The 24,732-nt window shown below is 68.3% G+C and carries 20 protein-coding genes; 15 read left to right on the top strand and 5 right to left on the bottom strand.

What is annotated here, in order from left to right; all coding sequences use genetic code 11:
- The first annotated feature begins 594 nt into the window (after nucleotides 1–594).
- Nucleotides 595–1,539 (top strand): transposase, encoded by a 945-nt coding sequence (locus WS64_RS22975; protein ID WP_059583044.1) that lies wholly within the window; start codon nucleotides 595–597, stop codon nucleotides 1,537–1,539.
- Between the two features lie 123 nt (nucleotides 1,540–1,662).
- Here the strand turns inward: WS64_RS22975 and WS64_RS22970 are convergent, their stop codons facing one another.
- Nucleotides 1,663–3,219 (bottom strand): mannose-1-phosphate guanylyltransferase/mannose-6-phosphate isomerase, encoded by a 1,557-nt coding sequence (locus tag WS64_RS22970; RefSeq protein WP_060967788.1) that lies wholly within the window; start codon nucleotides 3,217–3,219, stop codon nucleotides 1,663–1,665.
- A gap of 428 nt (nucleotides 3,220–3,647) precedes the next feature.
- Here WS64_RS22970 and WS64_RS22965 point away from each other — a divergent pair, with 428 nt between their 5' ends.
- From WS64_RS22965 to WS64_RS22920, 10 genes are all read left to right on the top strand, one after another.
- Nucleotides 3,648–5,021, top strand: coding sequence for an undecaprenyl-phosphate glucose phosphotransferase (locus WS64_RS22965; protein WP_059639845.1), 1,374 nt, complete (start codon nucleotides 3,648–3,650; stop codon nucleotides 5,019–5,021).
- Between the two features lie 74 nt (nucleotides 5,022–5,095).
- Nucleotides 5,096–6,508: a UDP-glucose dehydrogenase family protein gene (locus WS64_RS22960; RefSeq protein WP_059639103.1), complete on the top strand. Its 1,413-nt coding sequence runs from the start codon at nucleotides 5,096–5,098 to the stop codon at nucleotides 6,506–6,508.
- A gap of 30 nt (nucleotides 6,509–6,538) precedes the next feature.
- Nucleotides 6,539–6,982, top strand: coding sequence for a low molecular weight protein-tyrosine-phosphatase (locus WS64_RS22955; RefSeq protein ID WP_059583036.1), 444 nt, complete (start codon nucleotides 6,539–6,541; stop codon nucleotides 6,980–6,982).
- Nucleotides 6,976–8,154: a polysaccharide biosynthesis/export family protein gene (locus WS64_RS22950; protein WP_059639104.1), complete on the top strand. Its 1,179-nt coding sequence runs from the start codon at nucleotides 6,976–6,978 to the stop codon at nucleotides 8,152–8,154. The genes WS64_RS22955 and WS64_RS22950 overlap by 7 nt, the downstream gene beginning before the upstream one ends.
- 50 nt (nucleotides 8,155–8,204) lie before the next feature.
- Complete coding sequence (locus WS64_RS22945; RefSeq protein WP_059583031.1) at nucleotides 8,205–10,430, top strand: polysaccharide biosynthesis tyrosine autokinase; 2,226 nt, start codon at nucleotides 8,205–8,207, stop codon at nucleotides 10,428–10,430.
- Between the two features lie 62 nt (nucleotides 10,431–10,492).
- A complete protein-coding gene (locus tag WS64_RS22940) occupies nucleotides 10,493–11,452 on the top strand; it encodes a glycosyltransferase family 2 protein (RefSeq protein WP_059583028.1) in 960 nt (319 codons plus the stop codon).
- A gap of 43 nt (nucleotides 11,453–11,495) precedes the next feature.
- Nucleotides 11,496–12,641: a glycosyltransferase family 4 protein gene (locus WS64_RS22935; RefSeq protein ID WP_060967787.1), complete on the top strand. Its 1,146-nt coding sequence runs from the start codon at nucleotides 11,496–11,498 to the stop codon at nucleotides 12,639–12,641.
- Between the two features lie 10 nt (nucleotides 12,642–12,651).
- Complete coding sequence (locus WS64_RS22930) at nucleotides 12,652–14,118, top strand: O-antigen ligase family protein (protein ID WP_059583023.1); 1,467 nt, start codon at nucleotides 12,652–12,654, stop codon at nucleotides 14,116–14,118.
- The gene (locus WS64_RS22925; RefSeq protein ID WP_059583018.1) at nucleotides 14,115–15,299 is read left to right on the top strand and encodes a glycosyltransferase family 4 protein; all 1,185 of its coding nucleotides are present in this window, start codon (nucleotides 14,115–14,117) and stop codon (nucleotides 15,297–15,299) included. The genes WS64_RS22930 and WS64_RS22925 overlap by 4 nt, the downstream gene beginning before the upstream one ends.
- The gene (locus tag WS64_RS22920; RefSeq protein ID WP_059583017.1) at nucleotides 15,299–16,465 is read left to right on the top strand and encodes a glycosyltransferase family 4 protein; all 1,167 of its coding nucleotides are present in this window, start codon (nucleotides 15,299–15,301) and stop codon (nucleotides 16,463–16,465) included. The genes WS64_RS22925 and WS64_RS22920 overlap by 1 nt, the downstream gene beginning before the upstream one ends.
- 173 nt (nucleotides 16,466–16,638) lie before the next feature.
- Here the strand turns inward: WS64_RS22920 and WS64_RS22915 are convergent, their stop codons facing one another.
- Complete coding sequence (locus WS64_RS22915; protein ID WP_060967786.1) at nucleotides 16,639–17,874, bottom strand: MFS transporter; 1,236 nt, start codon at nucleotides 17,872–17,874, stop codon at nucleotides 16,639–16,641.
- A 153-nt stretch (nucleotides 17,875–18,027) separates the two neighbouring features.
- On the opposite strand from WS64_RS22915, the gene WS64_RS22910 reads away from it, so the two are divergent.
- Nucleotides 18,028–18,498, top strand: a complete 471-nt coding sequence (locus WS64_RS22910) for a winged helix-turn-helix transcriptional regulator (RefSeq protein WP_208606865.1) — start codon at nucleotides 18,028–18,030, stop codon at nucleotides 18,496–18,498.
- 151 nt (nucleotides 18,499–18,649) lie between these two features.
- On the opposite strand, the gene WS64_RS22905 is transcribed toward WS64_RS22910, so the two are convergent.
- Together WS64_RS22905 and WS64_RS22900 are read right to left on the bottom strand one after the other, a co-directional pair.
- The gene (locus WS64_RS22905; protein ID WP_059583011.1) at nucleotides 18,650–19,423 is read right to left on the bottom strand and encodes an AraC family transcriptional regulator; all 774 of its coding nucleotides are present in this window, start codon (nucleotides 19,421–19,423) and stop codon (nucleotides 18,650–18,652) included.
- Between the two features lie 35 nt (nucleotides 19,424–19,458).
- Entirely contained in the window at nucleotides 19,459–19,800 is a 342-nt protein-coding gene (locus tag WS64_RS22900) for an FKBP-type peptidyl-prolyl cis-trans isomerase (protein WP_006479474.1), read from the bottom strand.
- A 580-nt stretch (nucleotides 19,801–20,380) separates the two neighbouring features.
- Here WS64_RS22900 and WS64_RS22895 point away from each other — a divergent pair.
- Nucleotides 20,381–21,298 carry a metal-dependent hydrolase gene (locus tag WS64_RS22895; RefSeq protein ID WP_059639847.1) on the top strand — a complete coding sequence of 306 codons (918 nt, stop codon included), beginning with the start codon at nucleotides 20,381–20,383 and terminating at the stop codon, nucleotides 21,296–21,298.
- 443 nt (nucleotides 21,299–21,741) lie between these two features.
- Nucleotides 21,742–23,223, top strand: a complete 1,482-nt coding sequence (locus WS64_RS22890) for a sigma-54 dependent transcriptional regulator (RefSeq protein WP_060311337.1) — start codon at nucleotides 21,742–21,744, stop codon at nucleotides 23,221–23,223.
- 37 nt (nucleotides 23,224–23,260) lie between these two features.
- Here WS64_RS22890 and WS64_RS22885 read toward each other — a convergent pair whose 3' ends face one another.
- Nucleotides 23,261–23,647: a GtrA family protein gene (locus WS64_RS22885; protein ID WP_059639113.1), complete on the bottom strand. Its 387-nt coding sequence runs from the start codon at nucleotides 23,645–23,647 to the stop codon at nucleotides 23,261–23,263.
- 618 nt (nucleotides 23,648–24,265) lie between these two features.
- On the opposite strand from WS64_RS22885, the gene WS64_RS33345 reads away from it, so the two are divergent.
- Nucleotides 24,266–24,514 carry a hypothetical protein gene (locus WS64_RS33345; protein ID WP_081059116.1) on the top strand — a complete coding sequence of 83 codons (249 nt, stop codon included), beginning with the start codon at nucleotides 24,266–24,268 and terminating at the stop codon, nucleotides 24,512–24,514.
- Nucleotides 24,515–24,732 lie beyond the last annotated feature (218 nt).

Raw genomic sequence — 24,732 nt, 5'->3', positions numbered from 1 at the left:
TGCGGGGACACATCGGTCGCGCCACGTCAGCGTATTTTCATTACCCGCAGAGAAACAATAAAGAGATTGTGCGGAGAGATAATTTGATTCAACGCAAATTGAATGATTTACCGATCCGTGAATATCTTGTTACGAATTTTCCCCTGATTTACCGATTTCCCGAAGTAATCCCGGAGATTGTTGCCGATCGGGGTCGGATCAGGCGGTAACAGCCGGTTCGACGGCATTCTTCAGACGCCGAGGCGCCCCGCCAGACGGGCCTTTGCAGCGATCGGCATAAAGATCCCGCAAAAAAATTCAAGCGTAAATGGATTGCTCGCCCATGGCAGGTTGTTTCAGTGCGTAACATTAAGTCATTGTCATATTGAGATAAACCCTAGGGATGGTATGCTTCGTGCACAAAAATTCCCACATTGGAGTGAGACCGCGATTTGTGCGCCATTGCCGGGAATCGCGGCACCGTGAAAGTGCGGTGTCGCCCGGTATGCACAACGCCGGATAACCATAATGTGCAACCTGGCCGCCCCGCGACGCGATGTGTCGCGACGGCGCCGCCAATCGCAGCCCCGGCCTGGCTGCGTGGAGAGATCGACTATGTTCTTCGATGAGCTTAACGATGAAGAGTGGTTTCGCCTTTCAGCGCTGATCGCCGATGAACCCATCCGGCTGAATCGTCGTGGGCGTCCGCGCGCCGAACCGCGCGTCGTCGCCAACGCGGTGCTCTGGATCCTGACGACCGGGGAAGCCTGGTCAAAGCTGCCGGGCCGCTATCCGTCCGGGCCGACGTGCCGCCGCCGTTACGAGGAGTGGCTGGCGAACGGCACGCTGCTGAAGATGATCGACGTGCTGACGCAGTTCAGCGGGCGCACGTTCGCGTATATTCCGCCGCCGCCGGAGGCAGTCGTGCCGGCTCGCCGCGCGGAGCCCGTGCCCGACAACGACCGTCTGCGCGGCGTGTTCTGGCAGAACCCCGAGTCGTGGCAATTGCCGGTTGCGCAGGCAAACGTTTGGCAGGGCGAAGGGGCGTCGTCGTTGAGCACGATGCGGGACGACCAGGTGGACGGCCGCGCTCGCGTGTCGTTCACGGTGCCCGGCGCGCCGGCTGCGGAGTTGCGCCATGCGCGGGCGTCGTCGGCGAGCTTCGCCGCGGCCGAGCCGCAGGTCGACGAATATCGCGGCTATACGATCAGCGGCATCGCGCAGCCCGTGCAGAACCTGATGTATCGCGCGTGGGCCGAGATCTCGCAGGACGACCGGCGCGTCGAGCGCTCGGGGCTGATCGGCCCGCGCTTCACCGATGCCGAGGCGGCCGAGCAGTACGCGCTCGACTGGGCGCGCCAGTGGATCGATCGCCACGGCGCGAGCGACGCACCGGCGCGCGAGCCGCAAGGCGAAGTGCTGGCCGGTCTGTCGGCGCTGGCGCGCGCGGAATCGGACATCAAGCGCTTCATCGCCGAGCGTCGCGCGGGTGCGTTGTCGGAAAGCCGCAACGATCCCGTGCAGTCGGAGCGTCACGAATACGCGTACCGCGTGGGCTGATCGCCGCTGCCGTGCGGCGCGCGGGCCGTCGTGTGCCACGACGCCCGCGCGGAAGTCCGGTGTCTCCATGTCTGCGTTGCCAGGGCGCCGCTGTTACAGCGGCGCCCTGTGGTGCATGACGCGTTACCGTCTGCCGTAGGTATCGTCGAAGCGGACGATGTCGTCCTCGCCGAGATACGCACCCGACTGCACTTCGATCAGTTCGAGCGGCATCTTGCCCGGGTTCTCCAGGCGATGCGATACGCCGAGCGGAATGTACGTCGATTCGTTCTCGGACAGCAGGAACGTTTCTTCGCCGCGCGTGATGCGCGCGGTGCCGCGCACGACGATCCAGTGTTCGGCGCGGTGGTGGTGCATCTGCAGCGACAGTTGCGCGCCCGGCTTCACGACGATGCGTTTCACCTGGAAGCGCTCGCCGGTGTCGACCGAGTCGTAGTGGCCCCACGGACGATGCACCTTGCGGTGATCGGTCGCTTCGGTGCCTTGTCGCGCCTTGATGTGCCCGACGATCTTCTTCACGTCCTGCACGCGCGACTTGTCCGCGACGAGCACGGCGTCGGGCGTTTCGACGACGACCAGGTTCTGCGTGCCGACGCAGGCGACGAGCCGGCTTTCCGAATGCGCGAACGTCGATTCGGCGCCTTCGAACAGCACGTGGCCGCGGCCGACGTTGCCGGTGTCGTCCTTCGGCGAGATCTGCCAGATCGCGTCCCACGAGCCGACGTCCGACCAGCCCGCGTCGAGCGGCACGACGACGCTTTCGCACAGTTGCGGCAGGCTCGCGAGCGGCTCCATCACCGCGTAGTCGATCGAGTTCGACGGCGACGCGGCGAACGCGTCGCGATCGACGCGGAAGAAATCGCCGTCTTCCTTGCCCTGGGCGACGGCCTGTTCGCAGGCCGCGTAGATCGCGGGCTCGAGCTGCCGGATCGCCTTCAGCCAGACCGACGCGCGCACGATGAAGATCCCGCTGTTCCACCAGTATTCGCCGGACGCGACGTACTGCTGCGCGAGTTCCAGGTGCGGCTTCTCGACGAAGCGGTCGAGGCGGCGCACGTCGAGGGCGCCCGTGCCGGCGTCGCCGAGCGGCGCGCCGACGCGGATGTAGCCGTAGCCGGTTTCCGCGTGCGTGGGCACGATGCCCATCGTCGCGATCTTGCCTTGCGCCGCGCAGTGCACGCCGGCCGCGACGGCCGCGTGAAAGCGCGGCACGTCCGCGACCGCATGGTCGGCCGGCATCACGGTCATCACCGCGTCGTTGCCGTTCGCGACGAGCCGCAGCGCGGCGAGCGTCAGCGCGGGCGCGGTGTCGCGGCCGAGCGGCTCGAGCATGATCGTCGCGCGCTTGGCCGTGAGGCGCAGCTGTTCGGCGGTCGTGAAGCGGTGATCCTCGCCGCACACGATCAGCACGTCGTCGTTCAGCGGATGATCGGCGCTCAGGCCGTCGAGGCGCAGTGCGGTGGACTGCAGCAGCGAATGATCGCCGAGCAGGCCGATCAGCTGTTTCGGAAAGCGCTCGCGCGACATCGGCCACAGGCGCGTGCCGGAGCCGCCGGCGAGAATCACGGGCTGCACGGCGAGGCGCGTGCCGACGGCGGGCGTACCGGCTGCGGGCGTACCGGTATCGGGTGCGGCGGAAGAAGAATGGCGCGTTTCGGCGGCCACTGCCGGAGCATTCATGATGACACTCTCCATGGTTGAAGTCGGTGCCTGTCGTTGTAGCATGAAGTAAATCGACAATAAAACCGGACCCAATGCCGGATATCCGCCGCGCATGCGGTCGGGAGAATTTTCCGCGGTAGCACCGGCAGGGAATAAAAAAATAAAAAATAATTCCGGGCGCTGGCCCGGCATGCCCGTCCGCAAAGGGCGAGCGGAAAGCGCGATACGTCTGAAAAAATCCTCGTTTCAGACCGATTCGGGAAAACCTGCCGATTTAATTAAAAAAGATCGCGGCAAGAATTTCCGATTATTTTTCGAAATACTTGTGCGCTTGAGGCGGAATTTTCTTGTCGCTTCAATAGCGTCATGCAACGTTTGAATCGAAGGTGCGGCACGGGTCGCACGAGGAGCAGTTCGGCAAACGCCTGTTCAAAGAGGAAGCGGACATGTTGAGCGTGCTGGCGAGAGTCATCGATATCGCGATGGTCGTGACGGGGGCGCTGATCGCGGCCGCGCTGCACGACGGCAGCATCGGGCTCAGCGACCTGCAACGTACGACGGTGCTGTTCGATTGCCTGCTCGTCGTCGTGTTCTTTCCGGCGGTCGGCATCTACCAGTCGTGGCGCGGCAAGCGTCTCGTCGGGCTGGTGGTCCGCGTGGCGTTCGCGTGGCTCGCGGTCGAGCTCGCGGGCATCCTGCTGAGTTTCAGCTTTCACCAGTCGGGCGACCTGTCGCGGCTCTGGCTCGGTTACTGGGCGCTCGTGACGATGGCGCTGCTCGCCGGCTCGAAAACCTGCGTGCACGTCGTGCTGCGGCAGTTGCGCCGCGGCGGCTACAACCTGAAGGCGGTCGCGATCGTCGGCGGCACGCCCGCGGCGCGACGGCTGATCGCGCAGATGCGGGCGCGGCCGGAAGCCGGCTTCAACCCGGTGTGCGTGTACGACGAAAGCGAGGCGCCGGGCGAAGTCGCGCTCGACGACGTGCGCATCGAGCGGCAGTTCGACTCGCTGGTGTGGCTCGTGCGCAGCCGCGCGATCAGCGAGCTGTGGCTCACGCTGCCGATCACGGAGGAGCGCCGGATTCACCATATCGTGACGGTGTTCCGCCACGACTTCGTGAACATCCGCTTCATTCCGGACGTGCGCACGCTGTCGTTCTTCAACCAGGAAGTGGTCGAGGTGCTCGGCGTGCCGGCGATCAACCTCGCGGCGTCGCCGATCACCGACGTGCGGATCCTGCCGAAGTTCGTGTTCGACCGGCTGTTCGCGCTGGCGGCGCTCACGGCGCTCGCGCCGGTGATGGTGCTGATCGCGGCGCTGATCAAGCTGACCTCGCGCGGGCCGGTGTTCTTTCGGCAGAAGCGCAAGGGCATCGACGGGCACGAGTTCGAGATCTACAAGTTTCGCTCGATGAAGGTGCACCAGGAAGTGGCCGGGCAGGTCACGCAGGCGACCAAGAACGACGCGCGCGTGACGCCGGTCGGCCGGTTCCTGCGGCGCACGAGCCTCGACGAGCTGCCGCAGTTCATCAACGTGCTGAAGGGCGAGATGTCGGTGGTGGGCCCGCGCCCGCATGCGCTCGCGCACGACGACATCTACAAGGATCTGGTCAAGGGCTACATGTTCCGCTACCGGATCAAGCCCGGCATCACCGGATGGGCGCAGATCAACGGCTATCGCGGCGAGACCGACCAGATCGAGAAGATGATGGGCCGCGTGAAGCTCGACCTGTACTACATGCAGAACTGGTCGTTCTGGCTCGACATCAAGATCGTCGTGCTGACGCTGTGGAAAGGCTTCACCGGCAGCAACGCGTACTGACGCCGATGCGCCGCGTCACGCAGGCATTCCGGTTTTCCGAATTTCGAATCATTGGTCAAGGGGTCCGACACATCATGAATCTGACTATCATCGGCAGCGGTTACGTAGGGCTTGTCACCGGCGCCTGTCTCGCCGACATCGGGCACGACGTGTTCTGTCTCGACGTCGACCAGGCAAAGATCGACATCCTGAACGACGGCGGCGTGCCGATTCACGAGCCGGGCCTGAAGGAAGTCATCGCGCGCAACCGCTCGGCCGGCCGCCTGCGCTTCTCGACCGACGTCGAGGCCGCGGTCGCGCACGGCGACGTGCAGTTCATCGCGGTCGGCACGCCGCCGGACGAGGACGGCTCGGCCGACCTGCAGTACGTGCTTGCGGCGGCGCGCAACATCGGCCGCTACATGACCGGCTTCAAGGTGATCGTCGACAAGTCGACGGTGCCGGTCGGCACGGCCGAGCGCGTGCGCGCGGCGGTCGCCGAGGAGCTCGCGAAGCGCGGCGGCGACCAGATGTTCTCGGTCGTGTCGAATCCGGAATTCCTGAAGGAAGGCGCGGCCGTCGACGATTTCACGCGGCCGGACCGCATCGTGATCGGCTGCGACGACGACGTGCCGGGCGAGCGCGCCCGCGAGCTGATGAAGAAGCTCTACGCGCCGTTCAACCGCAATCACGAGCGCACGCTGTACATGGACGTACGCTCGGCCGAGTTCACGAAATACGCGGCGAACGCGATGCTCGCGACGCGTATCTCGTTCATGAACGAGCTCGCGAACCTCGCCGACCGCTTCGGCGCCGACATCGAGGCCGTGCGCCGCGGGATCGGCTCCGACCCGCGCATCGGCTACCACTTCCTGTACGCCGGCTGCGGCTACGGCGGCTCGTGCTTCCCGAAGGACGTCGAGGCGCTGATCCGCACGGCCGACGAGCACGGCCAGTCGCTGCAGATCCTGAAGGCCGTGTCGTCGGTCAACGCGACGCAAAAGCGCGTGCTGGCCGACAAGATCGTCGCGCGCTTCGGCGAGGACCTGAGCGGCCGCACGTTCGCGCTGTGGGGCCTCGCGTTCAAGCCGAACACCGACGACATGCGCGAGGCGCCGAGCCGCGAGCTGATCGCCGAGCTGCTGTCGCGCGGCGCGCGCGTCGCCGCGTACGACCCGGTCGCGCAGCAGGAAGCGCGCCGCGTGCTCGCGCTCGATCTCGCCGATCACCCGAGCTGGCTCGAGCGCCTGTCCTTCGTCGACGACGAGGCGCAGGCCGCGCGCGACGCCGACGCGCTCGTGATCGTCACCGAATGGAAGGCGTTCAAGAGCCCCGACTTCGTCGCGCTCGGCCGCCTGTGGAAGGCGCCCGTGATCTTCGACGGCCGCAACCTGTACGAGCCGGAGACGATGAGCGAGCAGGGTATCGAGTACCACCCGATCGGCCGGCCGGGCTCGCGCCAGGCAGTCGCCGCGCGCGTGCCGGGCGCCGCGCGCGCCAGCGCGTAACCCGTTTTCCGTCACTCGTTACGAGACGCCATGTTCCGGAACATCCTGATCGTCTGTCACGCGAACGTCTGCCGCAGCCCGGCGGCGGAAATGCTGTTCAAGTCGCACGCCGCGTCGCGCGGCGGCCCGCGGCCGACGTTCCATTCGGCCGGCGTGCACGCGAACGACGGCGACGGCATCGATCCGGTGATGCGGCAACTGCTGGCCGAGCGGGGCGTCGATGCGACGACCCACCGCTCGCGGCGGCTGTCGCGCCGGATCGTGCGCGACGCCGACCTGATTCTCGTCAGCGAGCGCGGACAGATCGCGGCCGTCGAATCGGTCGATCCGTTCGCACGCGGCAAGGTTCACCTGCTCGGCAAGTGGGAAGGGGCCGAGATCGCGGACCCGCACGGCGGCCCCGAGGCCGACTACCGCGAGAGCTACTCACTGATCGAACGTCTGGTTCAAGGATGGCTACAGAAACTATGCTGAAACGCCCGATGCGCCCGGTGGCGCTTGCCGTCGCGCTGACGACTTTCCTGTCAGCCTGTGCAACCGCGCCCGGCAACTACCTCGACTCGTCGAACCTGAAGGACGACGGCCGGCAGGAAGCGGCCGAAACCTATCCGGTTCATTACATCGACGCCAAAGTGGTGATGGACCAGTTGCAGAAAGCGCAGGTCGATCATCCGCTGCCGCCCGGGCGCTATACCGATCCGTCGCAGTACACGTATCGCGTCGGCCCGCAGGACATCCTCGGCGTCACCGTGTGGGACCACCCGGAGCTGACGACGCCGCAGGGCCAGTCGTTCTCGAGCGGCGGCAACACGACGCAATCGGTCGCGGGTGCGCTGCAGCAGCCGTATACGACCGCGCTGCCGGGCCAGGCCGACCCGTACGGCCAGACGGTGGCCGCCGACGGCACGATCTTCTTCCCGTTCGTCGGCCGGATTCGCGTGGCCGGCAAGACGGTCGGGCAGATCCGCGACGAGATGGCGTCGAGCCTCGCGCGCTACGTGAAGAATCCGCAGCTCGACGTGCGCGTGCTGTCGTTCCGCAGCCAGAAGGTGCAGGTGACGGGCGAGGTGAAGCAGCCGGGCCCGCTCGCGGTGAGCGACGTGCCGCTCACGCTCGTCGACGCGATCTCGCGCTCGGGCGGCTCGACCGCCGAGGCCGACCTGCAGCGTGTGCGCCTGACGCGCGACGGCAAGCTGTACACGCTCGACGCGAACGGCGTGCTCGATCGCGGCGAGGTAAAGCAGAACGTGATGCTGCAGCCGGGCGACATCGTCAACGTGCCGGACCGCAGCGACAGCCGCGTGTTCATCATGGGCGAGGTCAAGACGCCGGTCACGGTGCCGATGCTCAAGGGCAAGCTGACGATCGCCGATGCGCTGACCGCGGGCGGCGGGATTCTCGACACCGACGCGAACCCGCGCAAGATCTACGTGATGCGCGGGATGCGCGACAACCCGACGAAGCCCGAAGTGTACCGCCTCGACATGACGCAGCCCGATGCGCTGATGCTGTCGAGCCGCTTCCCGCTTCAGCCGCTCGACGTCGTCTACGTCAGCACGGCCGGTTCGGTGCAGTTCAACCGCGTGCTGCAGCAGGTGCTGCCGACGATCCAGACGATCTTCTACATGCGGCAAATCACGCGCTGATAGCCCGCCGGGGCGGCGTCCGCCCCCCGGCACCACTCAAGCGGGAACGAATGGTGAACACGCAAGCGAAACACTCCTACGCGGACCTGACCGCGAAGACCGAGGAAGAGGACGTCGTTCTCGGCCAGTTGCTCCAGGTCATCCTGGACGACATCTGGCTGCTGCTCGGCATCGCGGTGATGGTCGTCGCGCTCGCCGGCCTCTACTGCTTCGTCGCGAAGCCGGTCTACCAGGCGGACGTGCACGTGCGGGTCGAGGGCAACGACAACACGTCGCAGGCGCTCACGCAGACACAGACGGGCGCGTCGATCAACAGCGGGCCGCAGCAGGCGCCGACCGATGCGGAAATCGAGATCATCAAGAGCCGCGGCGTCGTCGCGCCGGTGGTCGAGCAGTTCAAGCTGAACTTCTCGATCGCGCCGAAGACGCTGCCGGTGATCGGCAGCCTCGCCGCGCGCGTCGCGACGCCCGGCGAGCCGTCGCGGCCGTGGCTCGGCCTGAAATCGTACGCGTGGGGCGGCGAAGTCGCCGACGTCGATTCGATCAGCGTCGTGCCGGCGCTCGAAGGCAAGAAGCTCACGCTGACGGCCGGCCCGAACGGCACCTATTCGCTCGTCGACGAGAACGGCACGCGGCTGCTGGCCGGCCGCGTCGGCGAATCGGCGCAGGGCGGCGGCGTGACGCTGCTCGTGAGCAAGCTCGTCGCGCGCCCCGGCACGCAGTTCACGGTGGTGCGCTACAACGATCTCGACGCGATCAGCGGGTTCCAGGCCGGCATCCAGGTGAGCGAGCAGGGCAAGCAGACGGGCGTCGTGCAGATCTCGCTCGAAGGCAAGGACCCGGACCAGACCGCCGCGATCGCGAACGCGCTCGCGCAGTCGTACCTGAACCAGCACGTGATCGCGAAGCAGGCGGAAGCGACCAAGATGCTCGACTTCCTGAAGGGCGAGGAACCGCGCCTGAAGGCCGACCTCGAGCGCGCCGAAGCCGCGCTCACGCAATACCAGCGCACGTCGGGCTCGATCAACGCGAGCGACGAGGCGAAGGTCTACCTCCAGGGCAGCGTGCAGTACGAACAGCAGATCGCCGCGCAGCGCCTGCAGCTCGCGTCGCTCGCGCAGCGCTTCACCGATTCGCACCCGATGGTGATCGCCGCGAAGCAGCAGCTCGCGGAGCTGCAGGGCGAGAAGGACAAGTTCAGCAACCGCTTCCGCAGCCTGCCGGCGACCGAAGTGAAGGCCGTCCAGCTCCAGCGCGACGCGAAGGTCGCCGAGGACATCTACGTGCTGCTGCTGAACCGCGTGCAGGAGCTGTCGGTGCAGAAGGCCGGCACGGGCGGCAACATCCACCTCATCGATTCGGCGCTGCGTCCGGGCGCGCCGGTCAAGCCGAAGAAGGTGCTGATCCTGTCGGCCGCCGTGTTCCTCGGGCTGATCCTCGGCACGGGCGTCGTGTTCCTGCGCCGCAACCTGTTCCAGGGCATCGAGGATCCGGACCGCATCGAGCGCACCTTCAACCTGCCGCTGTACGGGCTGGTGCCGCAAAGCGCCGAGCAGGTGAAGCTCGACGCGGCGGCGGAGAAGGGTGGCAGCCGCGCGCGGCCGATCCTCGCGAGCCTGCGTCCGAAGGACCTGAGCGTCGAAAGCATGCGCAGCCTGCGCACCGCGATGCAGTTCGCGATGATGGACGCGAAGAACCGCGTGATCGTGCTGACCGGCCCGACGCCGGGCATCGGCAAGAGCTTCCTGACGGTCAACCTCGCGGTGCTGCTCGCGCATTCGGGCAAGCGCGTGCTGCTGATCGACGCCGACATGCGCCGCGGGATGCTCGACCGCTACTTCGGCCTCACCGTGCAGCCGGGCCTGTCCGAGCTGCTGAGCGATCAGTCGCCGCTCGAGGAAGCGGTCCGCGAGACGCCGGTGCAGGGCCTGTCGTTCATCGCGGCCGGCACGCGCCCGCCGAACCCGTCGGAGCTGCTGATGTCGACGCGCCTGCCGCAATACCTCGAAGGGCTCGGCAAGCGCTACGACGTCGTGCTGATCGATTCGCCGCCGGTGCTGGCGGTGACCGACGCGACCATCATCGGCCGCATGGCCGGCTCGACGTTCCTCGTGCTGCGCTCGGGCATGCATACCGAAGGCGAGATCGCCGATGCGATCAAGCGCCTGCGCACCGCGGGCGTCGATCTGGAAGGCGGGATCTTCAATGGCGTGCCGCCGAAGGCGCGCGGCTACGGCCGCGGCTATGCGGCCGTGCACGAATACCTGAGCGCTTGACCGCATTGCACGACACCGGGCCGGCGCGCGCCGCATCGGCCCGGCCGAATGGAGAACCCTCGATGAAAATTTCCGTGCTCGTTCCGACCTACCGGCGTCCCGCCGACCTCGCGCGCTGCCTGCTGGCGCTGCAGCGGCAGCAGCGGCTGCCCGACGAGGTGATCGTCGTCGCGCGCCCGGAGGACGACGCCACGCACGAACGGCTCGCCGACCCGGCGGTCGGCGGCGCGCTGCCGCTGCGCATCGTGCCGGTCGACGTGGCCGGGCAGGTCGCCGCGCTGAACAAGGGGCTCGACTCGGCGGGCGGCGACATCGTCGCGATCACCGACGACGATGCGGCGCCGCACCCCGACTGGCTCGCGCGCATCGAAGCCGCGTTCCTGTCCAACCCGCGCGTGGGCGCGGTCGGCGGGCGCGACTGGGTGCACGAGAAGGGCCGCGTGCTCGACGAATCGCGCGAGCGGGTCGGCCAGCTCACGCTGTCGGGCAAGATCGTCGGCAATCATCACCTCGGCGTCGGCGGCGCGCGTGAAGTCGACATGCTGAAAGGCGCGAACATGAGCTACCGCCGCGCGGCGATCGAACGGCTGCGCTTCGATACGCGGCTGCGCGGCGCCGGCGCGCAGGTGCACAACGACATGGCGTTCAGCATGGCCGTGCAGCGCGCGGGCTGGACGCTGCTGTACGACCCGGCGATTGCCGTCGATCATTTCCCGGCCGAGCGCTTCGACGACGACCGGCGCGATGCGGCGTCGCTGAACGCGATCGGCAACGGCGCATACAACCTGCAACTGACGCTGCGCGAACATCTGCCGCCGCTGCGGCGCGAGATCGCGTGGTGGTGGTGGACGCTGGTCGGCACGCGCGTCTATCCCGGCTTCGCGCACGTGCTGCTGTCGCTGCCGAGCCCGCGGCGCGCCCGCGTGCTCGCGCACTGGCGCGCGGTGCGCCGCGGCGCGCGCGATGCACGCCGCACGAACCTCGCCCCCCACCGTGCGGCGATGCCGCCGGTGACGTCTTGAACGGCCTGCGCGCCTCGCGCGCGGCCATGCCCGGAGGGCTCGCATGACCACCAAGGCTGCAACGAACGTTCACGTCCATTTGTTCTACGGCGCCGATCCGCGTACCTACCGGAAAGGCGACGACATCGGCTGCCTGTACGGCTATCACCACGCCGAATCCGACGAATTCCGGCTGACCTATTCGCAGGACGTGCGCGAGAACCGCGTCGTGAGCCTCGCGCGCCGCGCGCTGAAGGCGGCGCTCGGCTTCGACGTCGTGCATGCGTGGCGCAACCGCGCGGCGCTGCGCGCCGCCGACGTGATCTGGACGCACACCGAGCAGGAGCATCTGGCCGCCGCGCTGATCCTGAAGCTCGCCGGCGCGCAGGGCAAGCGCCCGCTGCTGCTCGCGCAGAGCGTGTGGCTGTTCGACAAGTGGGACGGCTTCGGCGGCCCGCGCCGCTGGCTGTACCGCAAGCTGCTGGCGCGCGCCGATGTGCTGACCACGCTCGCCCGCGACAACGCCGAGCTGTGCCGCCGCACCCTCGGGCGCGAAGCCGAGTTCGTCTATTACGGGCTGAACACGCAGGATTTCCCGCCGGTCGAGCCGCGGCAATGGCAGCCGAACCGGCCGCTGCGGATCGCCGCGATCGGCAACGACCGCGACCGCGACTGGCGCACGTTCCTCGCCGCGTTCGGCGGCGACGAACGCTACGACGTGCGGCTCGCGACGCGCCGCCGCGTGCCGCGCGAGTGGCATGCGCCGAACGTGAAGATCGGCTCGGCGTCGGGGCTCGCGAAGCAGCACGAGCTGTACGCGTGGGCCGACGTGATCGTCGTGCCGCTGCGGCCGAATTTCCACGCGTCGGGTATCACCGTGATGCTCGAGGCGGCGGCCGTCGGCAAGCCGATGATCGTGTCCGACGTGGGCGGCCTGAGCGACTACTTCCCGCACGATACGGCCGCCTACGTGCCGGCGTTCGACGCGCAGGCGATGCGCCAGGCCGCCGACCGCTTCGTCGCCGATCCGGCCGCGGCGCTCGACTGCGCACGGGCGGCCGCCGCGTGCCTGCGCGAACGCAACCTGACCACGCAGGCGTTCGCCGAGCAGCACGTGCGGATCACGCGCGACATGCTGCGCCGGCGCCGCACGCCGGCGGCGGCGGACGTCGCGATGCCGCTCGCGGATTCGCGCGCGTCGTCGCGGTGAGCGCGGATCGATGAGTACGATTGCCGCCGAACGCGCGCCGTCGCGCGCCCGCAGCTGGTTCGCCGAGCCGAAGCACTGGGCCGGGCAGGCCGGGCTGTGGGCGTTCACCGCCGCGCTGATCGCCGTCCACCAGGGCAAGGTGCTGACGCTTGCGTTCCCGGTGCTGGCCATCGCGGTCGGCATCTGGCTGTATTTCAAGAGCCCGGCGCGCTATGTCGGCTTCATGTGGTGGGTGTGGTTCCTGAGCCCGGAAGTGCGGCGCCTGGCCGACTGGTCGAAGGGCGCGTTCACGCCGACGAGCCTGATCCAGGTCGCGCCGCTCGCGGTGACGATGATCGCCGGCCTGGGGCTCGTCAGGCATTACCGCGTGCTCGCGCAGCGGCGCGGGATTCCCGTGCTGCTGATGCTGTTCGGGCTCGTGTACGCGTACCTGGTCGGGATCGTGTCGAGCGGCGTGATGGCCGCGACCTACGACCTCGCGAACTGGCTGTACCCGATCCTGATCGGCTTTCACATCATGGTGAACGCGCGCAACTATCCGGAGTACCGCGACGTGCTGCTGTCCACCTTCATGTGGGGCATGCTCGTGATGGGCGTGTACGGCGTCGTGCAGTATTTCGTGATGCCGCAGTGGGACGTGCTGTGGATGGTCGGCTCCCAGATGGGCTCGCAGGGCGAGCCGGTGCCGTACGGCGTGCGCGTGTTCAGCACGATGAACTCGTCGGGGCCGTTCGCGTTCGCGATGATGGGCGCGCTCGTGTTCGTGCTGGTCGCGCCGCAGAAGATCCGCTGGTTCGCGGGCGCGGCCGGCTTCGTGTCGTTCGCGCTGTGTCTCGTGCGTTCGACCTGGGGCGGCTGGGTGATCGCGCTCGCGATCCAGCTCGTGCAATCGAGCAACCGCGTGCGGATGCGAATCCTGATCAGCGGCGTCGTGCTGGTCGGGCTGTGCGTGCCTCTGCTGACCGTCGGGCCGGTGGCCGACCGGCTCGGCCAGCGCCTGCAGTCGATCACGAACCTGAAGGACGACCGCAGCTACGACGACCGCAACAAGTTCTACGCGACCTTCGCGCAGACGGCGTTCACCGACGTCGCCGGCGAGGGGATGGGCGCGACCGGCGCGTCGACGAAGCTGTCGAGCGACAGCGGCGAGCTCGGCAAGTACGGCAGCTTCGACAGCGGCGTGATGAACGTGCCGTTCGTGCTCGGCTGGCCCGGCACGCTGCTGTATCTCGCCGGCGTCGTGATGCTGTTCGGCCGCACGCTGCGCGCGGCGTTCAAGCTGCGCAAGGACAAGTTCGTCGGCGCGTGCCTGAGCCTGTGCCTGTCGACCTTCGCGATGCTCGTGTTCACGAACTCGCTGATCGGCACCGGCGGCCTGCTGATGTTCACAGCCATTTTTTCGATACTTGCCGCGGCGCACTGGCAGAAGGCGCAACGCCTGCTGGCCGCCGCGCGTTCACGGGGAGGCGACCATTGAGAATCGCGATCGTCACGCACGTCGTGCGACATAACGACGGGCAGGGCCGCGTCAATTACGAAATCGCGCGCGCGGCGCTGGCCGAAAACTACGAGGTCACGCTGGTCGCGTCGCATGTCGCGCCCGAGCTGCTGGCCGATCCGCGCGTGCGCTGGGTGCCGGTGAAGGTCGGCGGCTTCTGGCCGTCGAATCTCGTCAAGCAGCAGGTGTTCGCGCTGAAAAGCGCGGCCTGGCTGCGCGCGCACCGCGGCGAATACGACGTGCTGCACGTGAACGGCTTCATCTCGTGGATCAAGGCCGACGTGAATACCGCGCACTTCGTGCACGGCGGCTGGTTCAAGAGTCCGTACTATCCGTTCGGGCCCACCAAGGGGCTGTGGTCGGCTTACCAGTACGTGTACACGCGCGTGAACACCGTGCTCGAGCGCTGGGCGTACAAGCGCTCGCGCGCGATCACCGCGGTATCGCAGAAGGTGGCCGACGAGATCGCCGGGCTCGGCATCGACAGTCGCAAGATCAGCGTGATCTACAACGGCGTCGACGGCAGCGCGTTCGCGGGCGCGCAGGCCGACCGTGCGGCGTTCAAGCTGCCGGACGATGCGTTCCTGCTGCTGTTCGTCGGCGATCTGCGCACGCCGCGCAAGAACCTCGGCACCGTGCTGAAGGCGCTGACGAAGCTGCCCGCGAACGTGCATCTGGCGGTGGCCGGCTACCTGCCCGGCAGCCCGTATCCGGAAGAAGCGCGCGCGCTCGGCCTCGATTCGCGCGTGCATTTCCTCGGGCTCGTGAAGAACATGCCGACGCTGATGCGCTCGGTCGACGCGTATGTCTTTCCGTCGCGCTACGAAGCGATGAGCCTGTCGCTGCTGGAGGCGATGGCGGCCGGGCTGCCGGTCGTCACCGCGCGCACGGCGGGCGGCGCGGAAATCATCACGCGCGAGTGCGGGATCGTGCTGGAGGACCCGGACGATCCGGCCGCGCTCGCGCAGGCGATCGGCTCGCTCGCGGCGTCGCGCGACACCTGTCGCGCGATGGGCGACGCGGCCCGCGAACTGATGACCCGTTTCGGCTGGGCGCACATGGGCGCCCAGTACGTCGCGCTTTACCGGCGCATCGGCCAACCCACGCAGCCGTCCGCGTTCGAGCGGGTCGAGCATGCAATCACGCAGGAGCAACCGTGATGTCCCAATCCTCCCGGCCGATCAAATCGTTGCAGATCGGCATGCACTGGTTCCCCGAACGCGCGGGCGGCCTCGACCGGATGTACTACTCGCTCGTCGGCGCGCTGCCCGGCGCGGGCGTCGAGGTGCGCGGGCTCGTCGCCGGCTCGCCGAAGGTCGCCGACGACACGGGCGGGGCGATCCAGGGCTTCGGGCCCGCGTCGCAGCCGCTCGCGCGCCGGATGCTCGCCGCGCGGCGCGCGCTGCGCGACGAGATCCGCACCGAGCGGCCCGACGTGATTTCGTCGCACTTCGCGCTGTACACGTTCCCTGGGCTCGACGTGACGCGCGGGATTCCGCAGGTGTCGCACTTCCAGGGGCCGTGGGCCGACGAAAGCCAGGTCGAGGGCGCCGCGTCGCTCGGGCAGCGCGCGAAGCGCTATCTCGAACAGGCCGTCTATACGCGCTCGTCGCGGCTGATCGTGCTGTCGCAGGCGTTCGGCCAGATCCTGACGAACCGCTACGGAATCGATCCGTCGCGCGTGCGCGTGATTCCCGGCTGCGTCGATACCGCGCAGTTCGACACGCCGCTCACGCCCGCCGAGGCGCGGCACAAGCTGCAATTGCCGCAGGACCGGCCGATCGTGCTGGCCGTGCGCCGGCTCGTGCGGCGCATGGGGCTGGAGGACCTGATCGACGCGATCGGCCTCGTCAAGCGCCGTCATCCGGACGTGCTGCTGCTGATCGCCGGCAAGGGCAAGATCGGCGAGGAACTGCAGCAGCGTATCGACGAAGCCGGGCTGCAGGACAACGTGAAGCTGCTCGGCTTCGTGCCCGACCACCATCTCGCGGCGCTGTACCGCGCGGCGACGGTCAGCGTCGTGCCGACGGTCGCGCTGGAAGGCTTCGGGCTGATCACCGTCGAATCGCTCGCGTCCGGCACGCCGGTGCTGGTCACGCCGGTCGGCGGGCTGCCGGAGGCGGTCGCCGGGTTGTCGAACGATCTCGTGCTGCCGTCGACGGGCGCGGACGCGATCGCGGAAGGGCTCGGCGGCGCGCTGTCGGGCGCGATCGCGCTGCCCGACGAGGCCGCATGCAAGCGCTACGCGCGCGAGCATTTCGACAACGCGGTGATCGCGCGGCGCGTCGCCGGCGTGTACGAAGAGGCGATCCAGGCGGCAGGCTGAACGCCCGCGGCGCGCGCCGCGGGCGCCGCATCGAAGCGGGACCGAAGCGGGACCGAAGCGGGACCGAAGCGGTCCGAAAACCCCACCGGCGCGCGTGCTTGGCCGGCTCGCGTGCCGGCCGTCCGGCGAAGGCGGGCCGGCTTTTCCCGTCCGATCCGCATGGCCGGCGCGCATCACGCGCGCCGGAGCGTCGCGGCCCATACGCCGAGCGCGGCCACGCTCACCCCCGCCCCGAGCACGCACACGCCTGTCCATCCGGCGCGCGCATACATCATCGTCGCCGCGATCGCACCGAGCCCGCTGCCGGCCGAATAGAACAGCATGTAGCAGCCGACGAGGCGCGCATGCGCGTCGGGTCGCGCACCGAGAATCATGCTCTGGTTGACGACGTGCACGGCCTGCCCGCCGACGTCGAGCAGCACGATGCCGACGACCAGCAGCGCAATCGACGTATTGCCGAACGCGAGCGGCAGCCACGCGCACGCGAGCAGCGCGAGTGCGGCGCCTGTCGTCGCTTCGCCGCGCCCGCGATCCGCGAGCCGGCCCGCGCGGGCGGCGGCCGCCGCGCCGAGTGCGCCGACGAGGCCGAACGCGCCGATCTGCGTGTGCGACATCGCATGCGGCGGCGCGCTCAGCGGCAGCACGAGCGCGCTCCAGAAGATGCTGAACGCCGCGAACATCAGCAGCGCGATCGCGCCGCGCACGCGCAGCACGCGTTCGTCGCACAGCAGCGACGCCATCGAGCGCAGCAGCGCCGCGTAACCGATGCGTTCGCGCGGCGCGCGCATGTCGGGCAGCAGCCGCGACAGCACGACGAGCATCGCGATCGCGAGCGCGCCCGACACGAGATAGACGGCCCGCCATCCCGCTATGTCCGTGACGACGCCCGCCAGCGAGCGCGCGGCCAGCAGCCCGACCACGACGCCGCCTTGCGCGGCCCCCACGACGCGCCCGCGTTCGCCTGCGCCGGCGAGCGCGGCCGAGCACGCGATCAGCCCTTGCGTCATCGCGGTGCCGAGCAGCCCGACCGCGACCATTCCGACCAGCAGCGCGACGCGCGTCGACGCGGCGGCCACGCCGATGCAGGCCACGGTCAGCAGCAGAAGCTGCACGGCGATCAGGCGCTTGCGGTTCACCAGGTCGCCGAGCGGTACGACGAACAGCAGGGCGAGCGCGCAGCCGAGCTGCGTCGCGGTGATGACGCCGCCCACGGCGGCCTGCGATACACCGAAGTCCCGCGCGATCGAGTCGAGCAGCGGCTGCGCGTAGTAGACGTTCGCGACGCTCGCGGCGCAGCACGCGGCCAGCAGCGCGACGCGCGCCGGCGACAGGCGGCCACCCTCGGCAGAATGGATCGCATCGGTTGGCGTGCGAGCGGCAACGGTGCCGGAATGACAGGACGATCCCATGGTTCCCTCGTGCAATGTAGTTGCAATTTGAAACTGGTTTGGAGTGTAGGGAAACAGGTTTTAAAATGCAACCTGTTGAGTGGCGGGCCAGAGGCCCGTGCACGGATGGCCGGCATGCCCGCGAAGGCGGCCGGCACGCTTGCGGAGAGGAACATGGCCAGACAGAAAAGTCTTGCGGATTCGCCGTGCCCGGTGGCGCGCGCGACCGATATCGTCGGCGATCGCTGGGCGTTGCTGATCGTGCGCGACGCGTTCGACGGCGTGCGCCGCTTCGGCGATTTCCGCGCGAGCCTCGGCGTCGCGAGCAACATCCTGTCCGACCGGCTGAAGATGCTGGTGGACGCCGGTGTGTTCGACGTCGTGCCGGCGTCCGACGGCACCGCGTATCAGGAGTACGTGCTGACCAAAAAGGGCGAGGGGTTGTTTCCGGTCATCGTGATGCTGCGGCAGTGGGGCGAGGCGAACCTGTTCGCGCGCGGCGAGCCGCGTTCGGTGCTGGTCGACCGCAGCACCGGGCGCGCGATCCGCAAGCTCGCGCTTCGGCACGACGACGGCCGGCCTTTGAAGGCGGCCGATACGGCCGTCAGGAAGATCGGCGACGAAGCCGGCGCGGCACGGCGGTGAGCGTCATGGGCGGTGGTTGCGCCGCCGGATGGTCGTCCATCGTACGCAGCGACGGACATGCGATGTTTCAGCGGGATGTGAAGCGTCGGTACGGCTGGTGGTGTTGTTGCCTGCTATGTGCGTCGATATGGATTCGGCGACGCCGATGCGTTCAATGCCGTTCACCGCGCCAGCGTCCCGGCGCGATGCCGAAGCGCTTCGTGAACGCATGCGTGAACGTGCTTTGATCCGCGAAGCCGACGCTGCCCGCGATGTCGACGAGCGAATGCCGGCCGTCGGCGAGCAGCACGACCGCTGCGTCGAGCCGCAGCCGCTGCAGATAGCGATGCGGCGTTTCGCCGAATGCGTCGACGAACAGTTGATGGAACCGGCGCATCCCGTAGCCGCAGTGCGCGGCGAGATCGGCGATGCGCAGCGGTTCGGCGAGGTGGGCGCGCAGCCAGCGGTCGATGCGCGCGAAATCGAGGCCCGACGCAGGCGCGGCGATGCCGGCATCGTCGAGCAGCGCGTCGCACAGGCGCGCGGCGGCCTGCCACTGGAAACGGTGCGCGGCCGCCTGCCGTGCGTCGCCGTCCGGCGCATCGTACTGCGCGGCGGCCGCCGCGACCTGCGCGACGAGCGACGTGAGCGCCGGGTCGATCGACACGGCACGTGCATGGTCGAACAACCGCTGCGGCACCGCGAGCGACGCGAGGGGAAGGTTGAGCACCAGCTGGCGATTTTCGCCCAGACCCGCGTAATCGTGGCGCGCACCGGCCGGAACCAGCCACGCGCCGTGCCGGTCGAGACGCTGGCTGACGCCGTCCACCGCCATCACCATCGCACCGTCGATGCCGAGCACGATCTGGTGAAAATCGTGCACATCCGACGCTTCGAGCGTGTCGTAGCGTTGCAGGGCGACGGTGGGGGACGGAAGGTGCGCCATGGGGCAGCGCGTCAGCCGGCGGCTTGCGTGCCGCGTCAGACGTCGAGCAGTTCGACTTCGAACACGAGCGTCGCGTTCGGCGGAATCACGCCGCCCGCGCCGCGCGGGCCGTAGCCGAGTTGCGGCGGGATCGTCAGGCGACGCACGCCGCCGACCTTCATGCCCTGCACGCCTTCGTCCCAGCCCTTGATGACCATGCCGCCGCCGAGCACGAACGCGAACGGGTCGTTGCGATCCTTGCTCGAATCGAATTTCTGACCGTCGGTCAGCCAGCCCGTGTAGTGGACGCTTACCGTCTTGCCGGCTTGCGCCTCCGCGCCGGTGCCTTCGGTCAGGTCCTCGTACTTGAGGCCCGATTCGGTCGTGATGACGGACATGATTTCTCCTGAAAGAGGTTGCGTGAAACCGCTATTGTAGGCGAGCGGGCAGCGGGCCGGCGCGCACGGATTTCGCGCCGCCGCACGCGTGCCGGCAAGCGCGGCGGGGCGCCGAGCGCACGACCGCCCGAAACGCAATTGGAACGCGCGTTTGAATTTTTCGCGAGCCGCTGGGCCAAGGTTGCACCATGGCGGTGCGCGGCGCGTATGAATCGATGTGACCGGCACGCGTCGCCGCCCGCTGCGCGACGGGTGCCCGATGCGGTGCAAGGCCCGCCGCACGGGGCTCGCGGGCCGGCGTGGGGGCGCGGCGCCGCGCCCGGGACCGCGTTCGTCAGTGCACCTCAGCGTTCGAATCGCAACCCGTCGGGGCGTCGTCCGAGCGCCATTTTTTCCGCCTTGCCGACCGCGCGCTGTTTGGAAGCGCGCATCTACCGTGCAGCTTGCGTGTGCCGGCGCGCGCGGCCTATCTTTACATCTGTCGATGTCATGATTTTGGCGGTGCGCGATGCGCCGCCCGGGCTTGCGCCGGCCGCGTCGTACGATGCGCCGGCCGCTCCGCAACAGGAGAACGATGAACATGAAGTCAGCCGCTTGCGCCACCGCGGCCGGGATCATGCCGGTGCGCCGCGACCTGCGCTTCGACCTGCCGGTCGAGCGCGCGAAGGACTGGCATGGCCTCGGATCGCACGTGACCCATTTCTTCAACGCGCTGTCGCTGCTGTTTCCGGCCGGCGAACGCTTCTTCATGGATGCGGTGCGCAACTATCGCGACCGGATCGACGATCCCGTGCTGAAGCAGCAGGTGCTCGGCTTCATCGGCCAGGAGGCGATGCATACGCGCGAGCACGTCGAATACAACGAGCTGATGCAGGCGAACCGGCTGCCCGCGCGCAAGCTCGACCAGCGCGTGTGGAAGGTGCTCGGCTACATGAAGCGCAAGCTGCCGCATTCGGTGCAGCTCGCGCACACGGTCGCGGCCGAGCACTACACGGCGATGCTCGCCGACTGGCTGCTGCGCGACCCGACACGCCTCGACGGTTCGGTCGAAGGCTACCGGCAGATGTGGATCTGGCATGCGCTGGAGGAAACCGAGCACAAGGCCGTGTCGTTCGACGTGTGGAATGCCGTGACGGAGCCGGGGCTGCGCCGCTACCTGATCCGCATCGGCGTGTATCTGCTGACGACGCTGACGTTCTGGCCGACCGTGTTTCTGATCCATGTGACGCTGTTGTGGCGCGATCGCGGCGCCGGGCATCACGTGCGCGGCATGCTGCGCACGATCGCGTTCCTGTACGGGCCGCGCCGCGGGCTGTTCCCGCGCATCGCCGGCGAATGGCTGAGCTTTTTCCGGCCGGGCTTCCACCCGTGGGATCACGACAATCGCCACCATCTCGCGCGGGTCGACGCACTGGCCGCCCGCTACGGCCAACACGGCGGCACGCCGGCCGGCCGCGGCCGCGCGAACGCGCCGGCGCCGCTCGCATCGGGCCGCTGACCCGGCCGCGCCGCGCGGCGGGGCGCCGCGCATGTTGCGTTCGTGCATCAACCGGCTTCTTTCGGCGATTGACGAAAATCAACCGGAATCGATCTCCCGGGCGCCCGCATGCCCGGCCGACCGGTTGCGCGCACCGGCGCCGGCGCGCCGACCGTGCGTGCGCCGCGTCGCGCGGAATCGCCGCGCGCCAGCACCGGCGCGGCTTTGCGCGTGCGGCACCGGCCCTTTCCGGGCGCGCGCGGTGCATGCCACAGGGATAACACCCATTTAGCCGCAGGCCGGCCGCATCGATATACCGTTCATGACAACGTCCACCTCACGCGCGATTCATGCGCAGGGGGATTTTATTCGGACGGAAATACGGCCAATATGTCGGTTCGATCGTGTCCGTCGGATGCGGCGGCGAGCCGGCGCGCGATACCAACGCCAAGCGGGGAATAACGATGGTTGCAAGGTCACCCGACGCAAACGGGCAGGCGGCGCCCGAGATGACGGACGTGTCCGTCACCGCTCCCGAGGCCGGACGCAAGCTTTTCGTGATCATGCGCACGCCCGACGAGCCGTTGCTCGCGCAACTGCGCGGGCTCGGCTGGGAGATCTCGGTCGCGAAGACGGCCGGCGCCGCGCAGAACATGACCTCCGGCGTGAGCGTGGCTGCCGGCCTGGTCGATTTCACCGGGTTCACGTCGCGCGACTATCCCGCGCTGAAGATGTGTCTGAGCCAGCCGGCGATCGGCTGGATTTCCATCGCGCAGGCCGGCGTCACGATCGGCCCCGCCGTGCGCGAGCTGATCCGCAGCTATTGTTTCGACTACGTGACGCTGCCGCTGCCGTACGAATGGATTTCGCACGTGCTCGGCCATGCGCGCGGGATGGCCGCGCTCGATCGCGTCGACGGCGCGGCCTACGCGGCGTCGATCGGCGAACACGGGATGATCGGCAACTGCGAGGCGATGCAGCAGTTGTTCAGCACGATCCGCAAGGTCGCGAAGACGGACGCGAGCGTATTCATCTCGGGCGAGTCGGGCACCGGCAAGGAACTGACGGCGCTCGCGATTCACGAGCGCTCCAGCCGCGGCAAGGGGCCGTTCGTCGCGATCAATTGCGGCGCGATTCCGCATCACCTGCTGCAGTCGGAGCTGTTCGGCTACGAGCGCGGTGCGTTCACCGGCGCGAACCAGCGGCGCGCGGGCCGGATCGAATCGGCGAACGGCGGCACGCTGTTTCTCGACGAAATCGGCGACATGCCGGTCGAAAGCCAGGCGAGCCTGCTGCGCTTCCTGCAGGAGGGCAAGATCGAGCGGCTCGGCGGACAGGAATCGATCCCCGTCGACGTGCGGATCATCTCGGCCACGCACGTCGATCTCGACGGCGCGGTCGAGGCCGGGCGCTTCCGCGCGGATCTCTATCACCGGCTGTGCGTGCTGCGCATCCACGAGCCGCCGCTGCGCGCCCGCGGCAAGGACATCGACATCCTCGCGCACTACGTGCTGCAGAAATTCAAGGCCGACAGCGGCCGCAAGATCAGCGGTTTCACGTCGGCCGCGCTCGACGCGATGCGGCGCTACGAATGGCCCGGCAACGTGCGCGAGCTGATCAATCGCGTGCGGCGCGCGATCGTGATGGCCGAGAGCCGGCTGCTGACGCCGCACGATCTCGGGCTCGACACGCCCGGCGAAACCGAACCGGTGACGCTCGAACAGGCGCGGGCGCTGGCCGAACGCACCGCGATCGAGAACGCGCTGCTGCGCAACGACCACCGGATCAACAAGGCCGCCGCCGAGCTCGGCATTTCACGCGTGACGCTGTACCGGATGATGATCGAACACGGGTTGAACGATCACGACGGCAACGGCGGCAATGGCGACAGCGGCGGGCACGACGGCGCGCCATCGGGCGACGCGGGGCATCAGCGGGTCGGCTGAGCGGCATGCGTGATGCCTGCGATGCCTGCGGACCGGCTCAGCGATAGGTCCACAGCCGGTGCAGCGCGAACGTGACGGGCGGCACGCACAGCACGACCGCGACGATGCTCCATGCGCGGGCGAGGCCGAGCGCGCCGGTGCCGTGCGCCAGCAGCATCGTCACGGCGAGGCCGGCCATCGCGACCACGAGAAATCGCGCGAAGTTGCCCCACGTGACCGGCGACGCAAAACTCCACAGCGTGTTGGCGAGATACGAGAACGCGGTCGAGCAGACGAACGCGGTCGCGTTCGCGATGACGGGCGTCGCGTCGAACAGCGCGAACATCGCGGCCGCGATCAGCGCATGCAGCGCGGTCGAGCCCAGGCCCGACACGCCGAAGCGGATCAGTCGGGTCCGCTCGGCAGCGTGAAAGGTTCGGATCATCGTGGGCGCTCGTTTGCGTGAAGTCGCTTGAGGTCGCGTGAGCTCGCGTGAAGCGGTGTCGCAGTATAGCCATGCGATCGGCCGCTGCGTCCAGCGGCGACGTCCGGTGCGTCTAATTGCCGGCGTGGGCATGTAAAGCGCATGAAACATTTCGCGTCGGCCGCCCGGCGAATTTCCGCGTCGAACCGGGCCGATCGGCCAGCCTGCCGCCGGTAAAAATTCCGCGTCCCATTGTTCAGCCTTATTCCGCAAGGTCCCGCCGTTGCCGGGCCGGCGCATGCCCGCGCCCCGATGTTTCAGTTTCGTAACTTCCGGCAGGCCCCGCCCGATGCAGCCGGCGGCCGGCCCGATCATCGCCTTGTCCGGCCGGGCTCGCGTGGGGCTGGCCCGGTCCTTGCGACGAGAGACGTGCGAGAGTCGACGACACGAGGTCCATCCGGTCAGGCAGCGAAAGCTTCCCGTACCGGCCAGGACGCAGTCCGCGGGGATGCGGCGGCCGAGCGCGGTGCAGCGCAGCAGCCGCGCCGCGGCGAGCACGGAACGTCGTCGCCTGATCGCCGGGGCATCGGCATTGTCCGGTTGCCGGAACATACATCAGACAGCAAACGGGGTAGAAAAATGATCGATCATCACACGCCGCGGTCCGCAGGCCGCGATCGCAGTGATTCGGGACATCGCCGCTCGAACGTCGCACTTGCGGCCGACCGGCATGCCTCGACAGGCCATCTCTCCGCGCCCGGTGCGAGGCGGATCCGGCTGGTTGCCGGTCATCCGCGCCGGGTCGGCACTTTCCTGCACGCGAACCCGATCCGCATGGGCATGTGCGCACGGGCGCCGATGCCGCGACGCCCGGTCTTCGCCTATTGACCCGAGCGGCACGAGGTCCGTTCGCATGGCCATCTTTTCCGCGAACGATTGAGCTGTCATCCGAACGATGGCCGACGCATCGTGCTGCGCGCGATGCAAGACGACAGGCATTCGATGCAACGGCGAACCACGCGCCGCCGTTGCCATCCGGTTGAAGGGGAGGGGCGGTCGGACGCGCGCGACGGAAAAGCGGTATCCGTACGCGCGCGACGCCGTTT

It is taken from the genome of Burkholderia anthina, assembly GCF_001547525.1.
GTDB classification, from domain to species: Bacteria; Pseudomonadota; Gammaproteobacteria; order Burkholderiales; family Burkholderiaceae; genus Burkholderia; species Burkholderia semiarida.
Note: the sequence above shows the minus strand (reverse complement) of the source record. Positions and strands in the feature narration are given on the sequence as shown.

Excerpts from the sequence above, each read along its gene's own strand:
- WS64_RS22975 (WP_059583044.1), top strand. The coding sequence starts at position 595 with ATGTTCTTCGATGAGCTTAACGATGAAGAGTGGTTTCGCCTTTCAGCG.
- WS64_RS22970 (WP_060967788.1), bottom strand. The coding sequence starts at position 3,219 with ATGAATGCTCCGGCAGTGGCCGCCGAAACGCGCCATTCTTCTTCCGCC.
- WS64_RS22965 (WP_059639845.1), top strand. The coding sequence starts at position 3,648 with ATGTTGAGCGTGCTGGCGAGAGTCATCGATATCGCGATGGTCGTGACG.
- WS64_RS22960 (WP_059639103.1), top strand. The coding sequence starts at position 5,096 with ATGAATCTGACTATCATCGGCAGCGGTTACGTAGGGCTTGTCACCGGC.
- WS64_RS22955 (WP_059583036.1), top strand. The coding sequence starts at position 6,539 with ATGTTCCGGAACATCCTGATCGTCTGTCACGCGAACGTCTGCCGCAGC.
- WS64_RS22950 (WP_059639104.1), top strand. The coding sequence starts at position 6,976 with ATGCTGAAACGCCCGATGCGCCCGGTGGCGCTTGCCGTCGCGCTGACG.
- WS64_RS22945 (WP_059583031.1), top strand. The coding sequence starts at position 8,205 with ATGGTGAACACGCAAGCGAAACACTCCTACGCGGACCTGACCGCGAAG.
- WS64_RS22940 (WP_059583028.1), top strand. The coding sequence starts at position 10,493 with ATGAAAATTTCCGTGCTCGTTCCGACCTACCGGCGTCCCGCCGACCTC.
- WS64_RS22935 (WP_060967787.1), top strand. The coding sequence starts at position 11,496 with ATGACCACCAAGGCTGCAACGAACGTTCACGTCCATTTGTTCTACGGC.
- WS64_RS22930 (WP_059583023.1), top strand. The coding sequence starts at position 12,652 with ATGAGTACGATTGCCGCCGAACGCGCGCCGTCGCGCGCCCGCAGCTGG.
- WS64_RS22920 (WP_059583017.1), top strand. The coding sequence starts at position 15,299 with ATGTCCCAATCCTCCCGGCCGATCAAATCGTTGCAGATCGGCATGCAC.
- WS64_RS22915 (WP_060967786.1), bottom strand. The coding sequence starts at position 17,874 with ATGGGATCGTCCTGTCATTCCGGCACCGTTGCCGCTCGCACGCCAACC.
- WS64_RS22910 (WP_208606865.1), top strand. The coding sequence starts at position 18,028 with ATGGCCAGACAGAAAAGTCTTGCGGATTCGCCGTGCCCGGTGGCGCGC.
- WS64_RS22905 (WP_059583011.1), bottom strand. The coding sequence starts at position 19,423 with ATGGCGCACCTTCCGTCCCCCACCGTCGCCCTGCAACGCTACGACACG.
- WS64_RS22900 (WP_006479474.1), bottom strand. The coding sequence starts at position 19,800 with ATGTCCGTCATCACGACCGAATCGGGCCTCAAGTACGAGGACCTGACC.
- WS64_RS22895 (WP_059639847.1), top strand. The coding sequence starts at position 20,381 with ATGAAGTCAGCCGCTTGCGCCACCGCGGCCGGGATCATGCCGGTGCGC.
- WS64_RS22890 (WP_060311337.1), top strand. The coding sequence starts at position 21,742 with ATGGTTGCAAGGTCACCCGACGCAAACGGGCAGGCGGCGCCCGAGATG.
- WS64_RS22885 (WP_059639113.1), bottom strand. The coding sequence starts at position 23,647 with ATGATCCGAACCTTTCACGCTGCCGAGCGGACCCGACTGATCCGCTTC.
- WS64_RS33345 (WP_081059116.1), top strand. The coding sequence starts at position 24,266 with ATGATCGATCATCACACGCCGCGGTCCGCAGGCCGCGATCGCAGTGAT.